The sequence below is a fragment of the Calyptranema fuscum S582 genome (assembly GCF_055793305.1).
Genome location: NZ_JBSLYH010000002.1, coordinates 71,511 through 90,381 on the forward strand (window position 1 = coordinate 71,511; position 18,871 = coordinate 90,381).

18 protein-coding genes are annotated in these 18,871 nt (G+C 49.6%); 9 read left to right on the top strand and 9 right to left on the bottom strand.

Annotated features, from left to right (window positions below; translation table 11 throughout):
- Positions 1 to 9: 9 nt before the first annotated feature.
- Together ACR6Z4_RS01805 and rppB are read left to right on the top strand one after the other, a co-directional pair.
- A complete protein-coding gene (locus tag ACR6Z4_RS01805; RefSeq protein WP_479715498.1) occupies positions 10 to 159 on the top strand; it encodes a hypothetical protein in 150 nt (49 codons plus the stop codon).
- Positions 149 to 1,513 carry a two-component system sensor histidine kinase RppB gene (rppB, locus tag ACR6Z4_RS01810; RefSeq protein WP_479715499.1) on the top strand — a complete coding sequence of 455 codons (1,365 nt, stop codon included), beginning with the start codon at positions 149 to 151 and terminating at the stop codon, positions 1,511 to 1,513. The genes ACR6Z4_RS01805 and rppB overlap by 11 nt, the downstream gene beginning before the upstream one ends.
- 255 nt (positions 1,514 to 1,768) lie before the next feature.
- Here the strand turns inward: rppB and ACR6Z4_RS01815 are convergent, their stop codons facing one another.
- Positions 1,769 to 2,668, bottom strand: coding sequence for a ChaN family lipoprotein (locus tag ACR6Z4_RS01815; RefSeq protein WP_479715500.1), 900 nt, complete (start codon positions 2,666 to 2,668; stop codon positions 1,769 to 1,771).
- An 11-nt stretch (positions 2,669 to 2,679) separates the two neighbouring features.
- Complete coding sequence (locus ACR6Z4_RS01820; RefSeq protein ID WP_479715501.1) at positions 2,680 to 3,495, bottom strand: alpha/beta fold hydrolase; 816 nt, start codon at positions 3,493 to 3,495, stop codon at positions 2,680 to 2,682.
- A gap of 783 nt (positions 3,496 to 4,278) precedes the next feature.
- Here ACR6Z4_RS01820 and ACR6Z4_RS01825 point away from each other — a divergent pair.
- From ACR6Z4_RS01825 to ACR6Z4_RS01840, 4 genes are all read left to right on the top strand, one after another.
- Positions 4,279 to 4,815 carry a universal stress protein gene (locus ACR6Z4_RS01825; protein WP_479715502.1) on the top strand — a complete coding sequence of 179 codons (537 nt, stop codon included), beginning with the start codon at positions 4,279 to 4,281 and terminating at the stop codon, positions 4,813 to 4,815.
- A gap of 175 nt (positions 4,816 to 4,990) precedes the next feature.
- Entirely contained in the window at positions 4,991 to 7,129 is a 2,139-nt protein-coding gene (gene bchD, locus ACR6Z4_RS01830; protein ID WP_479715503.1) for a magnesium chelatase ATPase subunit D, read from the top strand.
- Between the two features lie 306 nt (positions 7,130 to 7,435).
- Positions 7,436 to 7,663, top strand: coding sequence for a hypothetical protein (locus tag ACR6Z4_RS01835; protein ID WP_479715504.1), 228 nt, complete (start codon positions 7,436 to 7,438; stop codon positions 7,661 to 7,663).
- Positions 7,664 to 7,858: 195 nt separating this feature from the next.
- A complete protein-coding gene (locus tag ACR6Z4_RS01840; protein WP_479715721.1) occupies positions 7,859 to 8,665 on the top strand; it encodes a DUF1350 family protein in 807 nt (268 codons plus the stop codon).
- Between the two features lie 89 nt (positions 8,666 to 8,754).
- On the opposite strand, the gene ACR6Z4_RS01845 is transcribed toward ACR6Z4_RS01840, so the two are convergent.
- Together ACR6Z4_RS01845 and ACR6Z4_RS01850 are read right to left on the bottom strand one after the other, a co-directional pair.
- Positions 8,755 to 9,651: a lipase family protein gene (locus ACR6Z4_RS01845; RefSeq protein WP_479715505.1), complete on the bottom strand. Its 897-nt coding sequence runs from the start codon at positions 9,649 to 9,651 to the stop codon at positions 8,755 to 8,757.
- Between the two features lie 472 nt (positions 9,652 to 10,123).
- Positions 10,124 to 11,419: a glutamyl-tRNA reductase gene (locus ACR6Z4_RS01850; protein ID WP_479715506.1), complete on the bottom strand. Its 1,296-nt coding sequence runs from the start codon at positions 11,417 to 11,419 to the stop codon at positions 10,124 to 10,126.
- Between the two features lie 502 nt (positions 11,420 to 11,921).
- Here ACR6Z4_RS01850 and ACR6Z4_RS01855 point away from each other — a divergent pair.
- Entirely contained in the window at positions 11,922 to 12,101 is a 180-nt protein-coding gene (locus ACR6Z4_RS01855) for a hypothetical protein (protein WP_479715507.1), read from the top strand.
- Between the two features lie 15 nt (positions 12,102 to 12,116).
- Here ACR6Z4_RS01855 and glpX read toward each other — a convergent pair whose 3' ends face one another.
- The 4 genes from glpX to ACR6Z4_RS01875 form a co-directional block, all read right to left on the bottom strand.
- Complete coding sequence (gene glpX, locus ACR6Z4_RS01860; protein ID WP_479715508.1) at positions 12,117 to 13,154, bottom strand: class II fructose-bisphosphatase; 1,038 nt, start codon at positions 13,152 to 13,154, stop codon at positions 12,117 to 12,119.
- A 362-nt stretch (positions 13,155 to 13,516) separates the two neighbouring features.
- Positions 13,517 to 13,780, bottom strand: coding sequence for a hypothetical protein (locus tag ACR6Z4_RS01865; RefSeq protein ID WP_479715509.1), 264 nt, complete (start codon positions 13,778 to 13,780; stop codon positions 13,517 to 13,519).
- A gap of 59 nt (positions 13,781 to 13,839) precedes the next feature.
- Positions 13,840 to 14,553 carry a helix-turn-helix domain-containing protein gene (locus tag ACR6Z4_RS01870; RefSeq protein WP_479715510.1) on the bottom strand — a complete coding sequence of 238 codons (714 nt, stop codon included), beginning with the start codon at positions 14,551 to 14,553 and terminating at the stop codon, positions 13,840 to 13,842.
- A gap of 173 nt (positions 14,554 to 14,726) precedes the next feature.
- On the bottom strand, positions 14,727 to 14,990 hold the full coding sequence (locus ACR6Z4_RS01875; protein ID WP_479715511.1) for a ParB N-terminal domain-containing protein: 264 nt from the start codon (positions 14,988 to 14,990) through the stop codon (positions 14,727 to 14,729).
- Between the two features lie 521 nt (positions 14,991 to 15,511).
- Between ACR6Z4_RS01875 and ACR6Z4_RS01880 the strand changes: the two genes are divergently transcribed.
- Both ACR6Z4_RS01880 and ACR6Z4_RS01885 read left to right on the top strand, forming a co-directional pair.
- A complete protein-coding gene (locus ACR6Z4_RS01880) occupies positions 15,512 to 16,543 on the top strand; it encodes a succinate dehydrogenase/fumarate reductase iron-sulfur subunit (RefSeq protein ID WP_479715512.1) in 1,032 nt (343 codons plus the stop codon).
- A 27-nt stretch (positions 16,544 to 16,570) separates the two neighbouring features.
- Complete coding sequence (locus tag ACR6Z4_RS01885; protein ID WP_479715513.1) at positions 16,571 to 16,765, top strand: chlorophyll a/b-binding protein; 195 nt, start codon at positions 16,571 to 16,573, stop codon at positions 16,763 to 16,765.
- 192 nt (positions 16,766 to 16,957) lie between these two features.
- On the opposite strand, the gene ACR6Z4_RS01890 is transcribed toward ACR6Z4_RS01885, so the two are convergent.
- A complete protein-coding gene (locus ACR6Z4_RS01890) occupies positions 16,958 to 18,535 on the bottom strand; it encodes an adenylate/guanylate cyclase domain-containing protein (protein ID WP_479715514.1) in 1,578 nt (525 codons plus the stop codon).
- Positions 18,536 to 18,871: the final 336 nt, after the last annotated feature.

Genomic DNA, 18,871 nt, shown 5'->3' on the forward strand with positions numbered 1-18,871 from the left:
CATCAAAAAATGTTCAGATGTTCTACAGGTGAGTTGATAGCAGTAGGGGCGTGGCATTCGGTCGTCAATCTTTGGTCATTCCTCAGTTCTTCTGCCGAATGCCGCGCCCGTACAGCAGTCATGCATCCTATTCGATTGCTGGGTGAATATGAAACATAGCCGAGTCTTTCATACCACTCGACTGCGCTTGGCAGGGCTATATGCCGGAACGATGGGATTTATTCTCACCCTTTGTGCCGTAGGGTTCTACGAAGTAATGGCACATAGTCATGTCTCTGAGCTAAGCCATCGGATTGAGTCAGTCGCTGGGACGCTACATGATGGGCTAGAAGCCTCATTGCAACAACCGGGCAAACTAGAACCGATTGTGCAAAAGTTTATTCCATCGCTCTGTATTGCGGGAACAACCTGTACCTACAAATCTACAGCGGCTCACTATTTAGGAGTGTTTCAAGAACATGGGTATTACATTCGCTTTATTAGCCTGTCTGGGCAGTTATTAGCCAGCGCAGGCGAGATCCCAACGGACTTACCTGTGCGTGTCGAAACAGAACCCTGGCAAACACTAGAAGCAACTGATGGTAATCGTTATCAGCAACTCTCTTTGCTGCTGAAAACAATGAATCAGGATGCCTGGGGGTATATGCAGGTGGGGCGATCGCTCTCTGACATTGATGGACACATGGTTTGGGTCAGGTTAATTCTACTGACTGGCTTGCCCACAGCGATGCTGCTTGTGGTGATTGCCAGTTGGTGGCTGGCTGGACAAGCCATGAAACCTGTCTACAAGTCATACCGCCAGATGCAACAGTTTACCGCCGATGCGGCTCATGAACTGCGCACACCGTTAGCCGCGATCCAGGCTAACTTAGAATCGACGCTGACCCCAGAGGCAACGGATGCCGATGCCTGGGATACGCTACGCACAGTTGAACGCCAAAACAATCGCTTGTCCCGGCTGGTTCATGATTTGCTACTGCTCTCCAGAATGGATTTACAGGGATTTTCTGCGAAACAGAAGTCCTGTAACCTCAATGATTTAGTCAATGATTTAGTGGAAGAATTCGTAGCACTCGCGCTTGCGTCAAAGATTTCACTCACCGCAGACCTTCAGACCAACACTTCAATTACGGTATTCGGACGCGAGGAGCAACTCTATCGCCTCGTTGCAAATCTGATTACGAATGCCATTCAATACACCCCTCATGGCGGCAAGGTCATTGTCCATCTCAAGCGCGACGATCATCATGCGCTGATTCAAGTTCAAGATACCGGAATTGGAATTCCACCTCAAGAACAAGCGCGGATCTTCGATCGCTTCTACCGCGTCAATAGCGATCGCTCTCGCCATACGGGAGGAGCCGGATTGGGGTTAGCCATTGCCCAGGCGATCGTACAAGCGCACCAGGGAACGATCCAAGTACAGAGTGAGCCAGGGAAAGGTAGTATTTTTAGTGTGCGCTTGCCATTGAAGGGTAGCTTCAATATATCCATTGCTGAGCATTGTGCATAAGGCTTTCCTGGACGCTACATCACCCGTCAGAAAATAATTAACAAACCACCAGTATTACAAACACTAAATTTTGCAACATGGGGGTTTGGGGGCTGCGCCCCCAAGAAGGGGTTCCACCCCTTCACCCCTTACAAAACTTTCGTTTTGCTGTACTAGTATTACAAACACTAAATTTTGCAACATGGGGTTTGGGGGCTGCGCCCCAAGAGGGGGTTTCAACCCCTCCACCCCCTGTAAAACTTTTAAGTTGGTGTACTAGAAGCCTGATGCTTCAGAAAACCAGAAGTAGTCTGCAATGTGTGTGCCCGAGGTCTGAAAGTCTGATGATGGATTGAGCAACACTAATGCCTGGGTCAATGGCATTACTCCTGCTACGCGACGTGCTACTCGGCTGGGAATGCCATAGCCATAAACAATGTGTCCCTGACCTGCCAGAACGACCACTTGATGATCGGGATGTGTCTGAATGAAATGGGCAATGCCCTCTGCCATGGTTTCATCCCAGAGTACTTGCGAGAGAAAAAACCGTTCAAAATCGTTGCTCGACCCTTCTTGGTGATGAAATTCTTCGTAGAGGGGACGTAAAAATTGGCGATATGGGTGACTGTCCAGATGAATTTCGGAAAATGGTGGAATCCACTGCCGCTCTGTTTCCGTGAGCGCGACCAATCCTTTTAAGGCAACTTTGTGGGTAATTTCGCTGGGGGTATTGAGTGCCAGAACGGGTAGATGATGCTCTCTAGCAAATCGTAAAATAGGCGCATAACTCGACCAGGGGTAGCCCCACCGCCGATCGAACTGACTGCGTTGTTGTAACTCGGTTTCGTCGATTTCGCCAGCCAGGTATTGATCTAAGACGGGTTGAAACGGTCGCTGAAACATCTCCATGCCAATGGCAAGCTGGGGATTGTGCTGATAGAGCGCCTGGATAATTTGGAGTTGGGCGTCGTGGTCTGGCTGGTGGTCGTGGGTTTCGCCTAAATAAATAACAGAGGCTTGCTCTAACGCTGATAAAACCGTTTGCTGATGGGCTGTGAGAGAGGAAGGCGCAGAGGGAGATGGATTGAATGTCGGCTGGGCGATCGCACCTGGATGGCACGACAACCAGACGCCAACCGATAAAGCACACAGTTTGACCGCATGAGCCGATTTCATCAGTTGCTTACCTATTCGCCCAACGTCGGATGTACAGGATTGCGTGAGACAGCACGTTGCAGAAACGGCAGAACGAGTTCAGCAATCTCAACGGCATGATTTTGGGGCAAGGCGTGGTCGGCATTGGGAATTACTGCAAACTGTGCATTCACAATTTCGTCGGCATAGGTCTGACAGTGCCACAGGGGAATTGTGTCATCGCGATCGCCTGCAATCACTAGCGTAGGGGCGTGCAACCGATAAATATCTTTTTCTACCGTATCAATCGCATCTTCGGGGCGTAACCGATCGACCAGAAATGATCGGGCGGCGGGTTGCGATTTTAGTTCCTGGCGAAACCGATATAGGGTCTGCCAATTTTGGGTTTGACCGAACAAAGTTGCCAGCGGTTTCGCGAGAATCATTGCCCCATCTACAATCGGAGATTGCCAGAGAAGTGGTCGCAAATGATCGTAACGCCCACAAAAACTATCGTCACGAATGCCAGCCGGAGCAATCAAAATCAATGCATCGACGGCATAGTTGAGCGCATAGGCAGAAGCAACCCACCCCCCCAACGAATGCCCGACCAGCGTTACCGATTCCAATCCTAAAGTGCGGACAAAATGGTGGACAAATTCGACCAGTTTGGCAATGTCATACCGAATCATCGGCTTAGCCGATTCGCCAAACCCCAGTAAGTCTAAACTAATGCAGCGGTAATAGGGTTGCAGCTGGGTCATGAGCGATCGCCAACAGCCACTTTCGCCCAAAAACCCATGTAAAAACAACACAACATTGCCGTGTCCAGCATCCTGGTAGGCGGCCTGATAAGGTTGCGACCCCATCGATAAGGTTAAAAATTGCTTGCTAGCCAAAATCTTGTGTGGGTTAAATTTTGTAGAGAGTGCGGTTTGCGCTTCACCTATCCTATAGCAAGCCTACGCTTTGAGCATATGTCCTGAGGATTGGGGATCGAATAACCCCCAATTCTATTGACGTAGCGCTTCACGCTCAGACGGATTACGGTTGTTGAGTGAGAGCCGCGCGGAGTGCGGCTCTCACTCAACAACTTGGACTGGGTTATGAGAGGCGCACCCCGGCGGGGTGCGCCTCTCATAACGCATTGAGATTGCGATACAAATGCCATGTAAAAGAGTTTTACGACCTGAGTAAAAACTTCAAAATATAAGCGAAGATTGAAAGGAGCAAATAGATTTCTGACTCATTCTCTCTACAAACCTGTTCTCTCTGCATCTAACAGTTTCTCCGCAGTTCATTTTCTCTCTGCATCTAACAGTTTTTTTGACCATTAAGCCTATGTGTCAGGCTGATTGACTGACAAAAGTGCCAGAAAGCGCATTCCACCGTAGGGGCAGGTTTTGGCGAAACGCTGACTGCAAACCGATCAGGAATTTGCTAAACCTGTCCTGACAAAGATTTGTTAGTCAATCCGGGTCATAGGTTGATGATTGATGGCGATCGCATCCTTTGCTCTGAGTTGATGCATTCTCCAGAATTCAACAGATTCGATTGCTAAATCACCGCTTCAGTGTCTATCCCCCTTATCCTTTCATCCCCCTTATCCCCCACCCATCCTCGTAAGGTTGATTCAATCCGGGAGGACCATCATGGCGTTCAAACGAATTTTAGTTGCCTTAGATCGTGCTGCTGAGGCAGTTCAGGTTTTCGAAATTGCTGTAGAACAAGCCCGTCAGACAGGCGCAACATTGCTGTTGATGCATTGCGTTCGGCGGGAATCTGATATCCAAAGTGCCCCATTTATGGGCATTGGGACGATCGCAGATATTGATACCTACGGCACTCTCAAGCGGATTCAACAAGAACAATTGCAACAGGAGTTAAGGCTGGCGCAAACGAAATTACAAGATTGGTGCCAAAAAGCAACACTCCGAGGCGTCTCAGCCGAATTAGATTGCCCCATGGGTGAACCCAGCTTAGAAATTTGCAATGGTGCCCGTAACTGGGGAGCCGACCTGATCATCATTGGCAGACGGGGGCATCAAGGGTTATCTGAAATTGTCCTGGGAAGTGTGAGTAACTATGTCGTGCATCACGCGCCTTGTTCTGTTTTGGTTGTGCAAGGCAGTGCCGCGACCTCTATTCCAGACGCAACGGATAGCGATCGCGACAAAGTGGAAGTTTGACCGTTGAGAGCAAATCGTCAGCAGAGTAGCCTGACCGAATGACTTGGGGGAAGCCAGCTCGGTCAGGTTTTATTGTGTTGCCCTACACGGAGACGTGCTGCATCGGCAGGGTTGATACTCAAAAGCAGACCTGTTCTTGGTATGCTGAAAGGTTGCAACGCTTATTCGTTAAACCATGTCTGCCCTAGCCGAATTTCCAACAATTACTGCTTTTCCGCTGACTGCTGTCGTGGGTCAAGAAGCCATCAAAATGGCATTGCTGCTGGCAGCAATTGATCCGGGGTTGGGCGGCGTGGTCATTTCTGGTCGGCGTGGCACTGCCAAGTCGGTGATGGCACGAGCAATTCATGCGCTATTGCCCCCGATTGAGGTAATCAAAGGGTCGTGTTGCAACTGCGATCCCAATCGCTCGGATGAATGGGATGACGAGACGATCGCCAGAATTGCAGACGAAGGATCAACGCTCCAACAAGAGGCGGATCGTTCGTCCGTTAGCCCGGAGCCGCTATCGTTTGCAACCACCGTGATTCCTGCTCCCTTTATCCAAATTCCGTTAGGGGCAACCGAAGATCGACTGCTCGGTTCGGTAGATGTTGCCCAGTCGATCAAGCGGGGAGAAACAGTTTTTCAACCGGGATTGCTGGCTGAAGCCCACCGGGGCGTTTTATATATTGATGAACTCAATTTGTTAGACGACCAAATTGCCAATTTGCTGTTGGGCGTTTTGACCGAAGGACGCAACCAGATTGAGCGCGAAGGCATTAGTTTTCAGCATCCCTGTAAGCCATTATTAATTGCAACATACAACCCAGAAGAAGGGGAGTTGCGCAATCATTTACTCGACCGAATTGCGATCGCCCTTTCTGCGGATGCCGTGCTAGGGCTGGATGAGCGGGTTCAGGCAGTTGAACAGGCGATTGACTATTCTGCCTCGCCGCAAGCATTTCTCAGTCAATATAGCGAAGACCTCGACTCTCTCAAAACCCAAATCGTCCTGGCACGCGAATGGTTGAAAGATGTCCAGATCAAACCCGAACAAATAGCCTATCTGGTCAACGAAGCGATTCGGGGTGGTGTGCAGGGGCATCGGGCAGAATTATTTGCCGTGCGGGTTGCCAAAGCCCATGCCGCGCTGGATGGCAGAATAGAGGTGATCGCAGACGACCTGCGACGGGCTGTGGAACTGGTCATTGTGCCGCGTTCGACCATTGTGCAAACTCCACCCGAGGAAGCGCCCCAACCGCCCCCGCCGCCACCCCCCCAAGATCAGTCACCTCAAGAGCAAGACGATCCAGAAGACGAGGATGACGATGAGGATGATGATCAGTCGGAACCGGAGCCGCCCAGCATTCCTGAAGAGTTTGTGTTTGATCCTGAAGGGGTAATTCTTGATCCGTCTGTCTTGTACTTTGCGCAAATGGCAAATCGTCAGGGCAAGTCGGGGGCACGCAGCATCATCTTTTCAGACGATCGGGGGCGCTATATCAAACCGATGCTGCCGCGTGGGCAGGTTCGGCGGATTGCGGTCGATGCGACTCTTCGAGCAGCCGCACCCTATCAAAAGGCACGACGACAACGCTATCAACAGGGGTTAGAAAGCCGGGAGCAAGAAGCGTATCGGGATGGCTCCCAGGTGGCAGCCGTGAAGCCTCAAAAGCGTGTGTTTGTTGAGCAGGGCGATGTGCGTGCCAAGCGACTGGCTCGCAAAGCCGGGGCGTTGATTGTCTTTGTTGTGGATGCGTCGGGTTCGATGGCATTGAATCGGATGAATTCTGCCAAGGGTGCGGTCATGCGGTTGTTAACCGAGGCATACCAAAATCGGGATCAGGTGGCGTTAATTCCCTTCCGGGGCGAGCAGGCAGAAGTATTGTTACCGCCCACGCGCTCGATTACGGCAGCACGGCGGCGGCTGGAGCGTATGCCCTGTGGCGGGGGATCACCGTTGGCACATGGGCTAACCCAGGCAGTACGGGTGGGGGTGAATGCGCGGCAGTCGGGCGATATTGGGCAGGTGGTGATTGTGGCGATTACAGATGGTCGGGGCAATATTCCCCTAGCGCGATCGCTGGGTGAACCGATTCTGGATGAGCAAAAACCCGACATTAAAGCCGAGTTGCTGGATATTGCCAGTAAGATTCGGGCATTGAATATTCAACTGCTCGTGATTGATACCGAAAATAAATTCATCTCAACCGGCTTTGCCAAAGAGTTAGCCAAACATGCAGGCGGTAAATACTACCATCTACCCAAAGCGACAGAGCAGGCGATCGCGGCTATGACTAAAGGTGCATTGGCAAGTGCGACGGGGCGTTGAGACAATAGGGAAAGAGAATTAACGTTCTACCATTTCCTATCGGGAAAATGGATCGGTGCTATTGAAGTTAACCCAATAGCTCGCCGATGAGTAGATAAACAGAAATAACTGCATAGTTCACGTACTGGGAGCGGGTGCCGAAGGCGCGCACTCCGATACAGAGCCAATCTACTTTGTCTGGCTACTTAGAAACCTTTAAAATTCAGGCTGACGCAGTTTTCGGTATGTGTGATGCGTAAGACCTGCACATTTTTTAGATAAGTTCTCAATGTGTAGAAAATAGCTTGCGATCAGGGGGAAGGAGCATTGATCTTATCGGCAGCCACTAGTCTTGTAGAGTGGTTCCCTGATAGAAGTGAACAGGGTGAATGGTTTACGGTCTATCGGTCTGAACAGGCAATTGAGTTACATGCGGGTGTGGAACCGCGAGAAAACGCACGGCTGATTTGCACCCATAAGGCCTATGAGCCTGCCTATGAGTTTGCGGATCTGCTGGCAACCCAAGCCAATCTCCCGTTACGAAACTATACTTAGGATCGTGGATTAAATAAGATCAAATATTGGATCGTTTGTAGGGGCGAACGGCCGTTCGCCCCTACAACAAATCATCGGAGTTATTTAATTCCCATTCCTTAGCTAAGAGACTTGCAATAAAATCGCAGTTTTGCGGTGGCTCGGCTCCGCCGAGCCACCGCAAAACTGCGATTGACTGAAACTGGCTATACGCTCATGAATTGGCAGGAAATTTACGGGAATTGGGTCTTGGTGCCACCACGACCCACGGCAATTATTCATTTTTTGGGGGGCGCATTTGTGGCAACGGCTCCACACGTCACCTACCGAGCGCTGCTGGAGAGCCTGGCACATCGGGGATATATCGTCATGGCAACCCCATTTGTCAATACGCTGGATCATGAGGCGATCGCCCATCGCACCTTGCGCAACTTTAACCTGGCATTGGATTATGTGCTAGATGAAATTGTGCAGAAACGCTATCTGCCGATTTATGGAGTGGGGCATAGTATGGGGTGTAAACTGCATTTGCTCATCGGCAGTTTATTTAATCAAGAGCGGTCTGGTAATGTGCTGATCTCGTTTAATAATTACCCGGTGCGTCGTGCTATTCCTCTGGTCGAGCAATTCTCGCAATTGTCGTCCCAGTTTTCTAAATTAACCGAGCAGTTTCTCATACCCCGGTTTGATATGGAGTTTACGCCGTCTCCAGAAGAAACCAATCGCATTATTTCCGAGCAATATCAGGTCAAACGGAATTTGCTGGTCAAGTTTAAGAATGATGAGATTGATCAGACGCGATCGCTGACGGACGTGTTGCAACCCCGTTTCTCAAAAATGACGACGCTACAAATTTTGCCTGGAAATCACCTGACGCCATTGGGACAAGATATCCGATGGCAAGCCGGTTCAGAATTCTCGCCCATGGATGCGATCGCCCAGTTTGTGCGACAAGAAGTCTATCGAGACTTTAATCAGCTCAAACGGGTGCTGCTGATGTGGCTTGATCCATTGGCTGAATAACAACGAAGGATCAACCATTCATAAAACTAGGGAGTGTACGTTTGGCAGCGCGGCGTCGCCGCGCTGCCAAACGTACACTCCAAACTGCATTATTCGGTCAGTTGTTTTGCTTGCTGTTCCAGGATCCACTGATCGCGATGGCGTTTGAGATAGGGTAAATAATGACCATCTAGACTATGGTCATCAATACTATCGGGCTTGCACCGGAGGAAACCCTCCAGTTGTCCTTCAACTCGATCCCAAAACGTATTCCACCAATTTAGATCGGTATCAATTTTATAGGTACCACTCTTGTCAAAATAGCGCAGTTGCCCAATATGGCTATAGTCAAAAGCGCTAGGGGGAACACGGGTGACAATGTCGTTGTTGTTGACCAGCCGGAAAGACTGAGACTTAAATACTGTATTGAAGTTTGAAGCAAATTTTTCGCTCCCAACTCTGGGTTGTCCGTAGGTATACAAACCACTGACCACCAGCGGGTTTTCGTTAAACTTACTCAGAGCCGTTGCCATCGTTGCCAGCGCACCGCCCAGACTATGCCCTGTAAACCACAGCGTCGGGGGTGAATAGGCTCGACGGTCTTCTGCTTTGGCTTTGGCGATCGCCTGATCTCTAGCATCATCAATGGCATCTTCGACTTCAGCCCAGATGCGATAGAGTGCCGAATAAAAGCCACGATGGACATTGCCACCGGGCCCAGCCGTTTTTCGGATCTTAAAATCTGTGACCCAATCTTCTAAGATGGGTTCGCTGCCTCGAAATCCTACGATAATTTTTTCTTGATCGGCAATCAATAACGCTTGAGTTTCGTCGCGTTCAAAAAATCGAATATATTCAAATCCCCAATCGCGCACAATATCCACCACCGTGTGCATATCTCGCCGATACGCCAATTGGGCAATAACGCCTAAAGCATAGGCATTTTGAGGATCGTAGCCAAACGCCTTAGACTTGAAATCAAAGGTCTTTTCATAACTCTCTGTCATAAGTGTTGACGAGGGGCAAAAGTTCAGGCTGATTATAGCTTCGCCCATTGGATAAAAGAGCAACTTTGCAATCAATATCCACACAGAGAAATTGATCTATAGCAACCGTCGAGACGGTTAAATCAGGAGGTTGTGTGAGAACCCGCGCTCCGCGCGGGTTCTCACACAACCGTTGTCCTCATCGATTCCTCAACTGCTGTGATTCATCACGTTGTGGGGCGCATTAGCGCCCCACAACACTGTTTCTGTACTTAACGAATTGGTACACCGCCATAACACCACGCACTCAAACCCAGCAGGGTCATGGGTTGAACTCGATGGCATCAGGTAAGCGAAATAAAAAGGATGATGCGCAGGCATCATCCCTCTCTGTCAACAACGTTAATAATAGGGTGCTTGAATGAACCGTAAGTATTGGATTTGAGTGCCGCGCATGCGCGGCACTCAAACCCAATACGTTAGCGATTTGTTTCTAGCTATAGAGTTGCTCTTGGGCTTTGGTGTCGAGATTAAACAGCACACAGAGGGTTTCCATGGCTCGACGACGCGCTTCAATATCTTGCTGTGCCCGCAGTTGCACCATGGGGTCATGTAAAATCTTGTTGACAATGCCGCGTGTTAGCGCTTCGATGACTTCTTGATGCTTTTCAGCAAACTCCGAACCTAAGCGAGACAGGGCTTTTTCCAATTCTTGAGTACGAATGGCTTCAGCTTTATCACGCAAGCAGCTGATGGTCGATACGGTTTCGAGCGATCGCCACCACACTTCAAACGCTTCCACTTCTTCTTCTAGCAACACTTCTGCTTCCATTGCCATCTGTCGGCGGCTTTCCTGGTTTTGTGCCACCACCGCTTTCAGATCATCCACATTAAACACATGGACATTGGTCAACTCATTGACGTTGGCATCGACGTTCCGGGGCACCGAAATATCGAACAACATCAGCGATCGATGGGGTTCTAGAATGGTTTCTAATTTTGCCCGATCGATCAATGGCTCTGTGGCAGACGTACTGGTAAAGGCAATGTCAGACGTCGCCAAAATCTGAGCCATATCTGCCATCGTATGGAGTTGCAGATTGGTTTCTGGAAATTGCTTGGCTAAATCTTTCGCGCCTTCAATCGAACGATTCACAATCGTAATTCGGGTTGCCCCTTTCGACAGCAAATGCTGCACTAAGAGGCGTGCCATCTTCCCGGCACCCAAAATCGAAATATGACGGCTTGCCAGGGTTTCTACTTTAGTTTGAGCTAACTCAACTGCCGCAGAACTGATAGAGACAGCTCCAGTGCCAATGCTGGTTTCTGTGCGAACCCGTTTCCCCGCCGTAATCGCCTGGTTAAACAAGCGATTGAGAATGCGCCCGATGCCGTTGTGTTGCTGCCCCAGCTTATGGGTATGCTTCACCTGCGCTAAAATCTGCCCTTCACCCAACACCAAACTATCTAGCCCTGCGGCAACCCGCATGACATGCATAATGGCGTCTTGATGTAACAAGATAAAAAGATATTGCCGCAGCTGGTGTAAAGGTAGTTTGCTATATTCTGCTAAAAATTGAATGACTTCTCGAACGCCATTCTCGGTTTCGCTAGCCACAATGTAAATTTCTAGACGGTTGCAAGTGCTAAGGATAGTCACCTCTTCAATGTGGGGGTAGCTTCGAAGATGAGCGATCGCCGCTTCCACTTGCGGAGTTGGAATGCTTAACTTTTCCCTGACCTCCACAGGGGCTGTTTTGTGACTCAGACCAACAACGGCAATGTTCATTATTCCTCCCAAATTTTTTATCTTGGTGCCAGCAATGGACTAAGATTCAAAAGTTTTCGTAATGTTAATTAATCAAAGGACAATCGCTATTGAACGGAATGGCTTCAGGTTAAGCCAGAGAGATGCAGAGCACTTCTCTTTACCTAACTTAAAGGGACAGCCATCAAGGGTATTCAGCTCGGCAATTACAGATAAAGTCTACCAAGTTGACGTGCGCACTAGAGCCGCAAAGCTTGATCCCATGAACTTTTTAGGCATAAATTTTTGTAAACCCCTTGCCCAGACGTTCATCAGCAGGGTGGTCTGTCGCGGCATCTATCGATAGCGCTTCCCATCGTGTGAGGCAGAGGTTAACCCGGCTAGAGTGGCATCGCACCCATAGATTTGAAAGATTACAAGCCAGACCCAAACAAAAACTACCTGTCTCAAATCGGGAGCAGAGATTAAATAAAGTCCGAGTGTTCGGCAGGAAGATGGGCAAGACTGCACTTCCCTAAAACGTATGACTGCGTCTGGGTATGAATTGGCACAGGAAACCGGCGGTTTCCTGTGCCAATTCATACCCCAAACCAGCAACGTTGCTCGAAAACAAATGGTTGGGCTTTATGTAAGTCTGATGCCTAAGACAGGTAGTCAGGCAGATGCCCCACCGGGAGGCATACTTGCCGACAATCAATCGTGAGTTGCAACTGAGGTTCTATCGCAGTTGAATGTAGCTGGGTTTTTCAGCCATGTGGATGGTATCGACAAACCGAGCCGTCTTCGATTGGCTGGAGATAACCAGGCTTTGAGTCCGTGCGCCACCGTGGAAGAAACGAACGCCTTCCATCAACGTGCCGGAGGTGATGCCGCAAGCTGCAAACAACACAGTTTGACCACACGCTAACTCTTCTGCGTCATAGACCTTATCGGGGTCAGTGATATTCATAGAAGTCAAGCGGGCAATGTTGGCTTCTTTGCTTTCGCCGATCAAGCCTGTTTTCACGATCGCTGGATCATAAACCAGTTGACCCTGGAAATGTCCGCCCAAACAGCGCATGGCAGCCGCAGAGATGACGCCTTCAGGAGCCGCACCGATACCCATGAGGGCGTGGGTGTTGGTTCCCGCAAACGCGCAGGAGATCGCCGCAGAAACGTCACCATCAGAGATCAATTTGACTCTGGCTCCAGCATCGCGGATTTCTTTGATCAAGTCATTGTGGCGATCGCGTTTCATTACCACAACCACCAACTCATCAATACCCCGATCCAAACACTCTGCCAAAATCTTTAAATTTTCCGTAGCAGATTTGCGAATATCAACTTTCCCTTTAGCAGCGGGAGGTGCTGCCAATTTATTCATATAAAAGTCAGGTGCAGCAAACAACCCGCCTTTTTCAGAGATTGCCAATACTGCCATAGAACCGGGCTGACCATAGGCACACAGGTTGGTGCCTTCGCACGGGTCAACGGCGATGTCGATTTCGACTAACTCATCGGGGTTACAAAAGTCTTTAGCGTCAGGCTGGGTGCAGATCCCAACTTCTTCGCCGATATACAGCATGGGTGCATCGTCCCGCTCGCCTTCACCAATGACGATGCGACCGCGCATGTAGATTTTGTTCATCCGCTCCCGCATTGCTTCTACAGCTACGAGGTCAGCGGTGTTTTTATCGCCTTTTCCCATCCAACGAGCCGAGGCGATCGCCGCCTGTTCTACAACCTCAATAATTTCTAACCCAAGTGTGCTTTCCACCGCGCATACCCTCCAAACTGCTGATTTTGCGTCATTTTGCGGACTAAGTCTCAATCTCAAAGTCTACCAGAATCGGGGATCTTTTCAGAGAAACGGGATCAAGGGAGAAAAACGGCAATGGCTGATGAGAGAAATTAGCTCAGAGGGAGAGACTATAAAAATCCCAGTTTTTTCAATGTCTGGGCGATCGCCTCGGTGCTGCTTGTGATTTTCGGATTGTGCGATTTAGAGAGCGTTGGCGAAGCCTTTCGGCAAGAAAATTAGCACTTACTGTTTGATTCGCAAAAGCATCAATTTTGTCCGAGGACGGCTGGACCACCGTTGTCCACTCGAAGCCTCACAATCGTTAGCATAAGAGCCTTTCAGAGATCCAGTGTGTTGTACTGACGCATTCGTTGATTCAGCTCGTCTAACTTTGCCCGGAGACCAGCATAGTATTGTTCAATGTGGATTTCCCCACCCTGCCTTAAACTCTCTCGCAACTGTCTAATTAAGGTTTCAATGTCTTGACGAAGATCCTGAGCAAATTGCATGCCAAAATCCAGAGCTGTCTGCTTAAGTTGCTGCTCCCCCTGTACTATCAAGGCTTCCGCACGATCACGTTGCTCCATAGGTTCCTGAGGCATAATGCTACTCCAAAGCTTTGAAGTGTTATGAGATTCTATATCTCCCCTGTGATATGAGGTCATTGCCGTGGGACTGGGCTAACTTTGGCGCGATACAGCAGCTTATCGCCCTGCTTATAGCCCGTGTATCTGACTTTAACCCGATCGCCAGGATTGGCAAACCCTTCCATCAGTTGGTGTTGTTGCGGGTCGTAGGGCAATTCTAGACCGACCGGAGCGATCGCTTCTATATGCCAATCTTTAAGCAATTGTTCGACCGGACGCATCAGGGGTAAGAGGCGACTGGCAGGAATTTGCGGATTATTTTGAGCCGCATGAGCCGCTGTGGGAAACTGAATCAACCAGGATTCTAAAACTTGCAAACTCGTGTGCTGAAATTCTTGCCAAAGCGTTTCTCGATGTTGAGCCAGTTGATGTTGAAGCCGTTGATATTCTTCTTTCAGCAGATTGAGGGGGACAGGGGCGATCGCCTGACTATGACTGGATGGATCTAAAGCATCTGGATCAGGAGGATCAGCAGATGGATCGGGACGTGATGGCATTGGCAGATGAGAAAAGCGGTTGAATAACTCTGTCATCGAGATGTGTAGCGTTTGACTGAGTTGGTAGAGAGCCTCTGCCCGCATTTTTTCGGCGTGCCCCTGACGCAGCAAGTTGACTTGCCATTGCGATACTCCTGCCTGACGGCTCAATGCCTTGAAACTCGAAATTTCCGCAGACTGCATCAGCGATCGCAAGCGATGGAGATATTCGGTGGGGGAAATCTGAGTCATGGAGGATTGCCAGTCGGTTCAACTGCGACCATTGTCACCCATATCGTCAGGGTTCTCATCAAACTAACGTGAGTAACTTTTTGGGAGAGTGTGGCGGAGCCGTACTCTTCCCAAAAGTTATGGGTTTTAATTTGGCAAGGATTTTAAGGGAATTGGGGTTGATTTTCCGGTGCCTATGCCAGGTGCATATTTAAAACCGATCGGGGCGCACGCCGAACCCGGCACAAAATGGTTTCATGCCCTAAGCGAGAACAGGCTTCGTAGCGATGGCAACCCGAAAATCCATAATAATGTCCATCGACTTCTAAAACGTCAATCGGCTCTTGCAGCCCTATTTGACGAATCGATGCCATCAAAGCCGTTACTTTTTCTGGATCGGTTTGGCGCACAAGTGGACGACGAATTGCCGTCATTGGGATGGCTTGAATTCTTGCCATGATGGATCAACGGGGAGAGGCTTGGGGATAGCAGGTTTAGGATCGTGGATTGAACAAAACCCAGTTCTGTTTGAGCGGTGGCAGAGCCACCGCTCAAACAGAAAGACAGGGCAATTGATTCTGGGATCCTGATTCATCGCGGTGTGCAAGGTCGTTCAGTCCAGAAACGGTGTTGTGGGGCGCTCTGCGCCCCACAACACCGTGCTGAATCAACCCGCACAGTGCTATATAAATCATAGTCATTACGAGTTTGATCTGCAAGTCCTGATACAGGATTGCCGATTCTGCTCAATTGGTCGCAAGCGGCTGTGTTGGCAAACTTTCAACACGTTTGGGCTATAAACCACTGCCCTTAAATCAATTCGGTTTAGACTGGGAGGAAAGGAAAGGATATGGCTGGCACAGGTTTAGATCTACGCCAAGAGGGATCGTTGAACCATACGTGTACTCAAATCTGCGCAGCCCTCTTTATTTCCCTATCCGCTTCAACTCATTACCCTTCGCCATTGCCGTTTTAAGCCATGCAGGTTGTCTTCAATATTATTCGTCAAACGACTGATACTGCCCCCCGCATCCAACAGTACCAACTGGATGTAGAACCGGGTAACACTATTCTGGATTGTCTCAATCGCATCAAGTGGGAGCAGGATGGGACGTTAGCCTTTCGCAAAAATTGTCGTAATACGATTTGTGGCAGTTGCACAATGCGGATTAATGGGCGATCGGCACTGGCTTGCAAAGAAAATGTGGGAAGTGAGCTACACCGACTTCAGCAGGTTGCCGAGTCTATCCAACCGGCTCAGCCCACGACGCCAAGCGCTGCCGATAAACTGCCAGAAATTACGATCGCACCTATGGGCAATATGCCGGTGGTGAAAGATTTGGTCGTGGATATGAAAAGTTTTTGGGATAACCTCAAGGCGGTGGATCCCTATGTCAGCACCAAGTCGCGTCAGATTCCGGAACGGGAGTTTTTGCAAACCCCGGAAGAACGCGATCGCCTGAATCAAACGGGCAATTGTATTTTGTGTGGTGCCTGTTATTCAGAATGCAATGCTCGCACGGTCAACTCGGACTTTGTTGGACCTCATGCCCTGGCGAAAGCCTATCGCATGGTGGCAGATTCTAGAGATGACCAAACTGAAGCCCGCATCGAAACCTATGGTCGAGGTACTGCTGGGGTGTGGGGTTGTACTCGTTGCTATTACTGCAATGAGGTCTGCCCGATGGAGGTTGCGCCGATGGATCAGATTGGCAACATTAAGCATGAAATTTTAGATCGCCAGGATGATCAGGCAAATCGCTCCGTGCGTCACCGCAAGGTGTTGATCGATCTGGTCAAACGGGGCGGCTGGATCGATGAACGGCAATTTGGTCTTAAGGTAGTGGGCAACTCTTTCCGCGATTGGCAGGGTTTAAGTACTCTGGCACCGTTGGGTTTGCGCATGCTGGCAAAAGGGAAATTTCCTCTCCGCTTTGAACCCTCTGAAGGTGCCGCAGATGTGCGATCGCTAATTGAAAGCGTCCAGTCTTTTGAGGCAGAATCTAAGTAGCGAATAGCTGTTATGCCCATAAAAACTATGACTTCTACCCCAGATACAACCAATCTGCCCTCAGTTGAACCTGAGACACCGCCCCAAGCTGAACCTGCGTTTGGTTGGACGGCGTACGCTGAGCAGATCAATGGTCGCTTTGCCATGATCGGTTTTGTTTCGCTGCTAATTTTGGAATTGTTTACCCGTCAAGATTTCTTTACCTGGCTGGGTCTGCGTTGACCAGAGAAGCGATCAATAGAATCCTGGTGTTGCAAACACGAAATTTTGCAACATGGGGGTTTGGGGGCTGCGCCCCCAAGAGGGGTTTTAACCCCTCCACCCCCTCCAAAACGTTTAAGTTGGTGTACTAGTTTTTGAGTGGCAATGCGAAGCATTGCCACTCAAATAGGATTCTATTAAACAGCACAGTCGTTAGCCTTCGGATTCTGGCTCTAACGAGTGTTCATTCGAGTGTTCATCTAACCGATTTTCCAGGGCAAAAATTGCAGCGGGAAGTGCCTTTCCTTTCAAGTTGACTTCACCCAGGGATTTGCATTCAAAATGATGGGCGATCGCCCAATAAGCTTCTTCGGTCACCACAATCTGGTTATCTGCGGCATGACTGACCAGGCGTGCTGCCGTATTGACGGGATCACCCAAAATATTAAATTCTCGTCTGCCTCTCGGCTCACCAATCTCAGCGGCAAACACCGCTCCACGGGTCAAGCCAATGCGGCAACTGACTTCTACAGGTTGCCCCCCAACCAGCGGTGCCGGTAAGCATTTGACAATTTCGCGGATGGCGATCGCCGTATCGGCTGCTCGTACAGCATCATCGGTACGAGAATTAAGCACACTGAAATAGATCAAAATATCGGAGCCCACCAGTTGGTAAGTAACCTTCTGCAAAATGCCGCCCCGCGAACTGGCTGCCGCATTAATCGCCGAAAACGCCCGCGAAAAACTGATGACAATTTCGCGAACCTCGTCTTCGGTCGCGTCATCCACCGACTCGGGCAACCCAGACAAGTTGGCAAACAAAATAATCGGTTCGGGAAAGTTGGGTGGAATTCGGCGTTGTGCTGCACTTTCGACCAGCAATTCCAAAATCGGAGTGGGCATATAGTTGGCTAACCGTTCTACCCGCCCGACCGCCTCTTTGATTTCGGTCAGCAGCCCATTTACACTGCGATCGAATAACATCAGACTGGGAGGACGCCGCCGACTCAGCCTGATGTCATATTCACCCAACTGCTCGGCTGTAAAATCATCCTTGACCAGCACATAGCCATCATCGATCGCTTCAAACCGAAACTCATTTTTCAAACTTGCCGCGTCTGCCGCCGTCAGGCACACTCTGCCAACCTGACTGGCACCTTCGGCTTGCTTTGCCCGTTGCACTGTCTTCCCCAGCAATACCCGCGCCATGCGCATCGGCGTCCCGATATCGGCGGTCAAAAACCGTCCACTTTTAACGCCAACCCGCATTCCCAACGTAAACTGCTTTTTTCCAACCTCTACATTTGCCAGCGAAGACATCATGGCACGTTGCATCCGCAACCCTGCTCGCACTGCCTGAGCCACATCATTGCGCTGAGCATCGGCTAAAAACTGCACCAACATGGCATCGCCGGTAAATTCCAGCAAATCTCCTCCCGATTTGCTGATGATCTCAATCATTTCCGAAAAATAACGATTGAGCACCTCTAACAACAGCGTTGCCCCATGTTTGCCATGGGCGGTGTTTGCTTCTAACAGCGGCGTAAATCCGGCAAGATCGGTAAACAACAAGGTTCCTTCTTGCCAGGTCTGCTGAATTTCTCCGGGTATTGCAGGGGCTTCTGAGACTTGTCGAGGCGTGTAATCAATCAAAATATGTTGCAACGTCCGCAGATGCTCGAAAACATGCATCAAATTTGCGGGCGTTGGATCGATCCAAACCGCTGCATAGAGATCGGCAGGCAGCAATAGGCGCAGTTGGAATTCTATTTCAGCTATGGAAGGAGCCAAATTAGATAACATTAAGGCTGATTAGACAAGAATCAGGGCGGCAAAATTTTAGACTTACCAGAAATAATATGCGAACCGCGAGCCAGAATCAGGAAGGTTTAATAACCTTTTCCTCCAACAACCAATCCAAACCATACCCTGCGGATTCAAATATAACAGCCTCTTGCAAAAATCGGGGTATTCTCAGAGTCCATCCAGAAAGTTGATGGTTCATGCCCTTTGAGCACGAAAGCCTGACAATCTCTAGGCGGATTGAGGATTAAATTAGATCGACGATTGCATTGTTTGCAGGGGTGAACCTAATGGACTGACAAAAGTGCCAGAAGGCGCATTCCA